This window comes from Novosphingobium sp. 11B (assembly GCF_054589055.1).
On the sequence record NZ_BAAILP010000164.1, the window covers coordinates 1 to 5,628 of the forward strand.

General features: G+C 66.3%; 7 protein-coding genes. 2 read left to right on the forward strand and 5 right to left on the reverse strand.

Annotation, left to right across the window (positions count from 1 at the left end; genetic code table 11):
• Positions 1-187: 187 nt before the first annotated feature.
• The 4 genes from ACYPYD_RS15080 to ccmA all read right to left on the reverse strand — a co-directional run bounded on the left by ACYPYD_RS15080 (position 188) and on the right by ccmA (position 3,307).
• Entirely contained in the window at positions 188-808 is a 621-nt protein-coding gene (locus ACYPYD_RS15080; protein WP_008831087.1) for a carboxymuconolactone decarboxylase family protein, read from the reverse strand.
• Positions 809-822: 14 nt separating this feature from the next.
• A complete protein-coding gene (locus ACYPYD_RS15085) occupies positions 823-1,950 on the reverse strand; it encodes a sulfotransferase family protein (RefSeq protein ID WP_459663979.1) in 1,128 nt (375 codons plus the stop codon).
• A gap of 122 nt (positions 1,951-2,072) precedes the next feature.
• On the reverse strand, positions 2,073-2,717 hold the full coding sequence (locus ACYPYD_RS15090) for a heme exporter protein CcmB (protein WP_008831089.1): 645 nt from the start codon (positions 2,715-2,717) through the stop codon (positions 2,073-2,075).
• An 8-nt stretch (positions 2,718-2,725) separates the two neighbouring features.
• Complete coding sequence (gene ccmA / locus ACYPYD_RS15095; protein ID WP_459663981.1) at positions 2,726-3,307, reverse strand: heme ABC exporter ATP-binding protein CcmA; 582 nt, start codon at positions 3,305-3,307, stop codon at positions 2,726-2,728.
• A 47-nt stretch (positions 3,308-3,354) separates the two neighbouring features.
• On the opposite strand from ccmA, the gene ACYPYD_RS15100 reads away from it, so the two are divergent.
• Both ACYPYD_RS15100 and ACYPYD_RS15105 read left to right on the forward strand, forming a co-directional pair.
• A complete protein-coding gene (locus ACYPYD_RS15100) occupies positions 3,355-3,645 on the forward strand; it encodes a 4a-hydroxytetrahydrobiopterin dehydratase (protein ID WP_008831091.1) in 291 nt (96 codons plus the stop codon).
• 496 nt (positions 3,646-4,141) lie between these two features.
• The gene (locus ACYPYD_RS15105) at positions 4,142-4,996 is read left to right on the forward strand and encodes an OmpA family protein (protein WP_008831092.1); all 855 of its coding nucleotides are present in this window, start codon (positions 4,142-4,144) and stop codon (positions 4,994-4,996) included.
• A 45-nt stretch (positions 4,997-5,041) separates the two neighbouring features.
• Here ACYPYD_RS15105 and ACYPYD_RS15110 read toward each other — a convergent pair.
• A partial coding sequence (locus ACYPYD_RS15110; protein WP_459663982.1) for a DNA-3-methyladenine glycosylase family protein occupies positions 5,042-5,628 on the reverse strand: 587 nt, incomplete at its 5' end.

Genomic DNA, 5,628 nt, shown 5'->3' on the forward strand with positions numbered 1-5,628 from the left:
CGAAGGCTGGGACCGCTATCGGTCTTTAGGCGCGAACCGTCGTGAGAAGGATTACCACGCCAAGTGGGCTGTTCGCGGCCAGCGGTCCCAGCTTTCGCTGGGATGACGGTTCGATTATGCTCCGATTGTCCGCTGCTTATCCACAGGGGTTTCAACAGAATCGGGCACAGCGTCCCTCACCGCCGAATCAGCGGTAGTCGAAACCGCCCTTCGGCTGGATCTTGAGCGAATTCTGCTGCAGCGCCGTCATCAGGTACGAGCCGACGAGCAGCGGGAACTCCAGCATCTGCTTCTCGTCCCAGCTTTTCGCCAGCGTCGCCCATGTCGAATCGCTCAGGCAGTGGTCGGCGACCAGTTCCTCCACGCCGCGCAGGACCGCCGATTCGTGCTCGGTCCAGCCGGGCGCGGCGGAGCCTTCCAGCACGCGCTCGATTTCCTCGGCCGTGACCCCGAAGGCCTTGCCGATATCGACGTGCTCGCTCCATTCGAAGGGCGCGCGGGCGAGCCAGGCAAGGCGCAGGACTGCCAGTTCACGATCGCGCCCGGGAATCGCGCCCTTCGCCAGTTCGATGCCGAGCACCATCTGGCCCTTGAACATGCCCGGATGGCGCAAGGTGATGAGGCTGACGTCGGGGAAGGGGCGGCTGTCGGGGATGGAGAACGCGGCGCGGATGACCTGGACCTGCTCCATGCCCTCGGGGGTGACGTCCTCCAGCCGCAGCGGCGCGTAGCGTGGGCCATTGGCGACGGTCTGCGCCATGCGCGCGTCGGCGTCGAAGTCGTACTTGCCGGTGATCGGTTCGGGCATTCGGGTTCCTCTTATCAAGCGGCCCACTGGTCCATGTGGTTCAGGTAATCGGCGAAGCGTGCGCGCACGGCCTGCGGGTCGAGGCCGAAGCGGGCGGAATCGGGCTTGGCCATGCGCTCGGCGGCGGTGTTGCTCTCCCACCATGTGGCCATGGCCTGCGCGAAGGCGGGCGAGACCGTCTCGCCCAGCCAGTCGTAAAGGCGGCGCACTTCGCCGAGCGGGTCGGCCTGCATGGCGCGGAAGTGGATGTCGAAGAAACGATGGTCGTTGCCGGCCTCGCGAAAGGCGATGGCGCGGGTCATCGCCTCCGACCAGCACTGGACGTTGAGTTCGCCGATGTAGGCATGGTCGACGTGGTCGGTGAACTTGCCGATGATCTCGGCATAGACGGTTGCGACCGAGAGCATCACGTCGGTCGGATCACGGTGCGTCATCACGAAACGCGCGTCGGGATAGGCAGCGTCGAGCGCATCCAGATAGAGCATGTGCGTCGGCGCCTTGAGGCGCCATGGCCGCGCGGGCTCACCCCACTGCAGGAGCCTTAGGGTACGCTTATGGTACGCGTAGGTGCCGCTGTGTGCCGTCTCCAGCAGCCACTGCGAGTAACTGGGCACCTGGGCGAAGGCTTGGAAGATCTGGCTGCGGAAATCGAGCGCCATGAGATCCTGGCACTCCATGGCGCCGTCGATTCCGGAAGGCGTGCGGCTGCCGCCCTTCAGCGTCTCGTCTGCGGCGCTGGCCGAGGCGCCCCGGCGCGGGTCCGGTCCCTCGACCGTCGAAGGCGGCGGGCAGGGCTGCGAACTCTCCCAGACCCGCAGGTAACGCACCTCCGGATCGCTGGAGAGCAGGTAGGACAGCGCCGAGGAACCCGTGCGCGGCAGGCTGACCCCGAACAGGGGGCTGCGAATGTCCTCGTCGTCGATCTCGGGGTGGCGGGCGTACCAATCCTCGATCATCAGACGCTGGCGCAAGTGCAGCAGGATGCGGTCGCGCAGCGCATGCTCCCCGGTCGAGGTAAGCCGCGCCTCGGTGTTCAGCGCCAGGACCAGCCGTTCGAGGCCCTCGCGAAAACCGTCATCGCCGAAATCAGCGAGCCCGGTCTGGCCTTGCGCGTCGGCCATCAACTTTGTGGCGGTTTCCATGGCGCTCTCCCCTCGGTGGGCCGATGTACTCGGCTCGGGGAGGCACTATGCGCGGGGTCGGAGAGAGCGCCAAACGCTGCGGCGATTTCGCCTCGTCGTCCCGGATCAAGTTCGGGACGACGTCAGCCGCGCGAGGCTCTGACCGCAGCCCCGCCCGCGAACGGCGCGATGGCGATCAGCACGAGGCTGGCGGCGGCAGTGAGGGCAAGGCCGCTCTCGCCGCCGGTGCCGAGGCTTCCCGCGCCGAAGATCAGCACCGGGATGGCCATCGGGATGACCAGAAGGCCCGAAAGCGCCGCGCCTCCGCGCAGGCCGGACGTCAGTGCCGCCACCGTCACGCCGAGCGCCGCAAGGCCGGGAGTTCCCGCCAGCAGGCCGATCTCGACGATGCGCAGGCTATGGCCGTCCAGCCCCAGCAGGGCGGCGGCGGGAAGGGCGGCGAGCATCAGCGGCGGACCGAAGCTCAGCCAGTGGGCGAGCACGCGCACCGCGATCACCAGTTCCTCGGAGATGCCGCGCAAGGCCCACTGGTCGAACAGGCCCTGTTCGATGTCGGGTTCGACCAGGCGGTCCAGCGGCAGGATCGCGGCGAGCAGCGCGGCGACCCAGATCACCCCGCCGCCGGTCTTCGCCAGCAACGGCGCGTCCGGCCCGACCGCGAAGGGGTAGAGCATCGACACCGAGAGGAAGAACAGCACCGGCAGCAGCGCCCCGCCACCGCGCCCGCCGAGCAGCAGCCGCGCAAGGTCGCGGCGCAGCAGCGCCATGACCCGGCTCACGCGGCGAATTCCGAGAGGTGGAGCGTGCGCAGGACCGGCAGGCGGAAAGGCTGGTGCGAGGCAATCACCGCCACGCCGCCGCTCGCGCAGTGCTCGGCGGTGATGGCCTCGGCGAGTTCGACGGCGTGCCCGTCGAGGCCGTTGAGCGGTTCGTCCAGCAGCCAGACATTCGCCCCCTGGCCCAGCAGACGCGCAAAGGCGGCGCGCTTCTTCTGCCCGGTGGAGAGGTAGCGCACCGGCACGTCGAGCAGCGTGGTGAGGCCGAGCCGCCTGAGATGGTCCTCCCCGCCCGCTCCGTCGAGCCGGTGCCAGAATGCCAGCGCGCGGCCCAGCGGCAGTGCCGGATCGAGGGCGGGGCGCTCGTCGAGCAGGCCGACGGCGCCGTCTACCGCGACGGTGCCTTCGAACGCGGGCGCCAGTCCGGCGAGAATGCGCAGCAGGCTCGACTTGCCGATACCGTTGTGGCCGGCGATCTGCATGGCCTCGCCTTTGCCAAGCGCGAGCGAAAGCCCGGCAAACAGCAACCTGTCGCCCCGACGGCACGCGAGATCGGTTGCGCTGACCACTGCCCCTTGCATGGGGGGGAGCCTTAGGGGAAACGCTGCGGGCTGCCAAGGAGACCGAAATGGCTATTGTTCGCCTCACCGACGCCCAGCGCGACGCTGCGCTCGCCGAATTGCCGCGCTGGAACTTGCGGGCCGACGGCCTCGCCATCGAAGCCGAGCTTAAATTCGGCGATTTCAACGAGGCGTTCGGCTTCATGACCCGCGTGGCGATCTATGCCGACAAGGCCGACCACCACCCGGAGTGGTTCAACGTCTATTCCACCGTGCGTGTCACGCTGACCACGCATGATGCCGATGGCCTCAGCGAAAGGGACGTGGCGATGGCGCGTTTCATCGACAGTATTGCCTGAAGTCGCGGGTGCCGTCCGCCTCTCGTATCGGGCGGGTGGTCAGCAGTGCTGTCGATTTTACGGGGCGTGTCTCGCGATGCTGCACTATTCGTGAAAATCCAAAAGGTTGCATCATGAAGAAAAAAATATAATGCTCGTGGGGCTCGCTACTCGTTGAATCGACCTGCGAACCGGCGAAGCAATGCTGGCCAGATATAGTGATCGATAGTCCCGGGGCATGATCGGATGCTTGCCGGGACACAGTCTGCAACGGTTCGTCGCACGTTGCTCTCCCATTACCGGCCTCGCGCTGCTGTTGCGGCGCGCGTTCATCTGCCCGCAAGGTGAACCTGAACACGCAGAACATCCATGGTGATCAGGTGTCGCTCCGCCGCACATCTTACGAAGCTGAATGGACGGGTTCCGGCAACCCGGGGCGCTTTCAAGCGCTAGGTGGCCGGACGAGAAAAGCTGCGACCCCGCAGGCCCGATTGGTCGTGTTTGAAGGAGTAACGCAATGAGTGTCATTTCAAAGAGCCCCCGGTTCCTCCTGATGGCTGCCCTGCTGGGCGGCGCCGCGTCGGTCAGCGTTTCGGCGCAGGATTCCGATCTCGCGGTACAGGTAACCGACACCAGCCCCGAAATGGTCAAGGGGCCGGAAGTAAAGGGCATCATCTCCGCACGTAGCGGTGACCGTATGCAGGTCACTTCGGACGACGGCACCAAGACGGTTGTGACCATCAACGATGCCACCAAGATCAAGGCCAGCAGCGGCTTCCTGGGTCTAGGCGGCAGCCGCATCGCCGCGACTTCGCTGCTCAACGGCATTCCGGTCGAGGTCGAGACGCTGCAGGGCGGCGGCGGTCTGCTTGCCAGCAAGATCGATCTGAAGGGCAAGGACTTCAAGACCGCCAAGATGATCCACAACGGCACCGACCAGCGCTTCGCCTCGAACGAGGCGGCCACCGAAGGTCTGAAGGCCCGCATGGGTGACATCGACAAGTACAACATCAAGGGCACGACCAACGTGAACTTCGACACCGGCGTGTCCAAGCTGTCGCCGGAAGCGAAGGCGAACCTGTGTCAGGCTGCGACCCAGGCGGAAGGCATGGACAATGCCCTCCTGCTCGTCGTCGGCTACACCGATTCGACCGGTCCTGAGGAAGTGAACCAGGTGCTCAGCGAGAAGCGCGCCAGCGCAGTGGTCAATTATCTGCAGCAGGCCTGCCACTGGAAGCCCTATCGCATGCTGACGCCGACCGGCATGTCGATGGCCGATCCGGTCGCTGACAATTCGACCGAGGAAGGCAAGGCGCAGAACCGCCGCGTGGCCGTGAACATCATGGTCAGCAAGGCCGTCGACGGCATCTGATAAAGTTGAGGGGTGGGCATCGCGCCTGCCCCTTTCTTTACGGCGTCAAAGCGCCGGATTGTTGTAGCAGTGCCAGGTGAAGATCGCCGCCGCCCCGCGATGCGGGCGCCAGACTTCGGCGAGTTCCCGCGTCTGTTTTTCGCTCGGCCGCTCCGGCAGGCCCAGCAGTTTCCCCAAGCCCACCTGCACCGCCAGATCGCCCGCCGGCCAGATGTCGGGGCGGCCTTCCGCGAAGAGCAGGTAGATTTCCGCCGACCAGCGGCCGATCCCCTTGATCTGCACGAGATGCGCGATCGCTTCCTCATCGTCGGCGGGAAGACTGTCGAAGTCGAGGCTACCCGCCACCACCAATTCGCACAGCGAGCGCGCATAGCCCTGTTTCTGGCGCGACAGGCCGCAGCCGCGCAGCGCGTCGAACTCGGCCGCCAGCAGCGCTTCGGGGGCCATCGTCTCGCCCAGCAGCGCCTCCAGCCTGTTCCATACCGAGGCGGCGGCGGCGACGCTCACCTGCTGGCCGACGATCGTGCGCAGCAGCGTCGCATAGCCGGTCGCGCGGATGCGCGGTTCGGGGTAGCCTGCAATTGCGATCGCGCGCGCGATCGCGGGTTCTTTCCCGGCGATGGCGTCGAGGC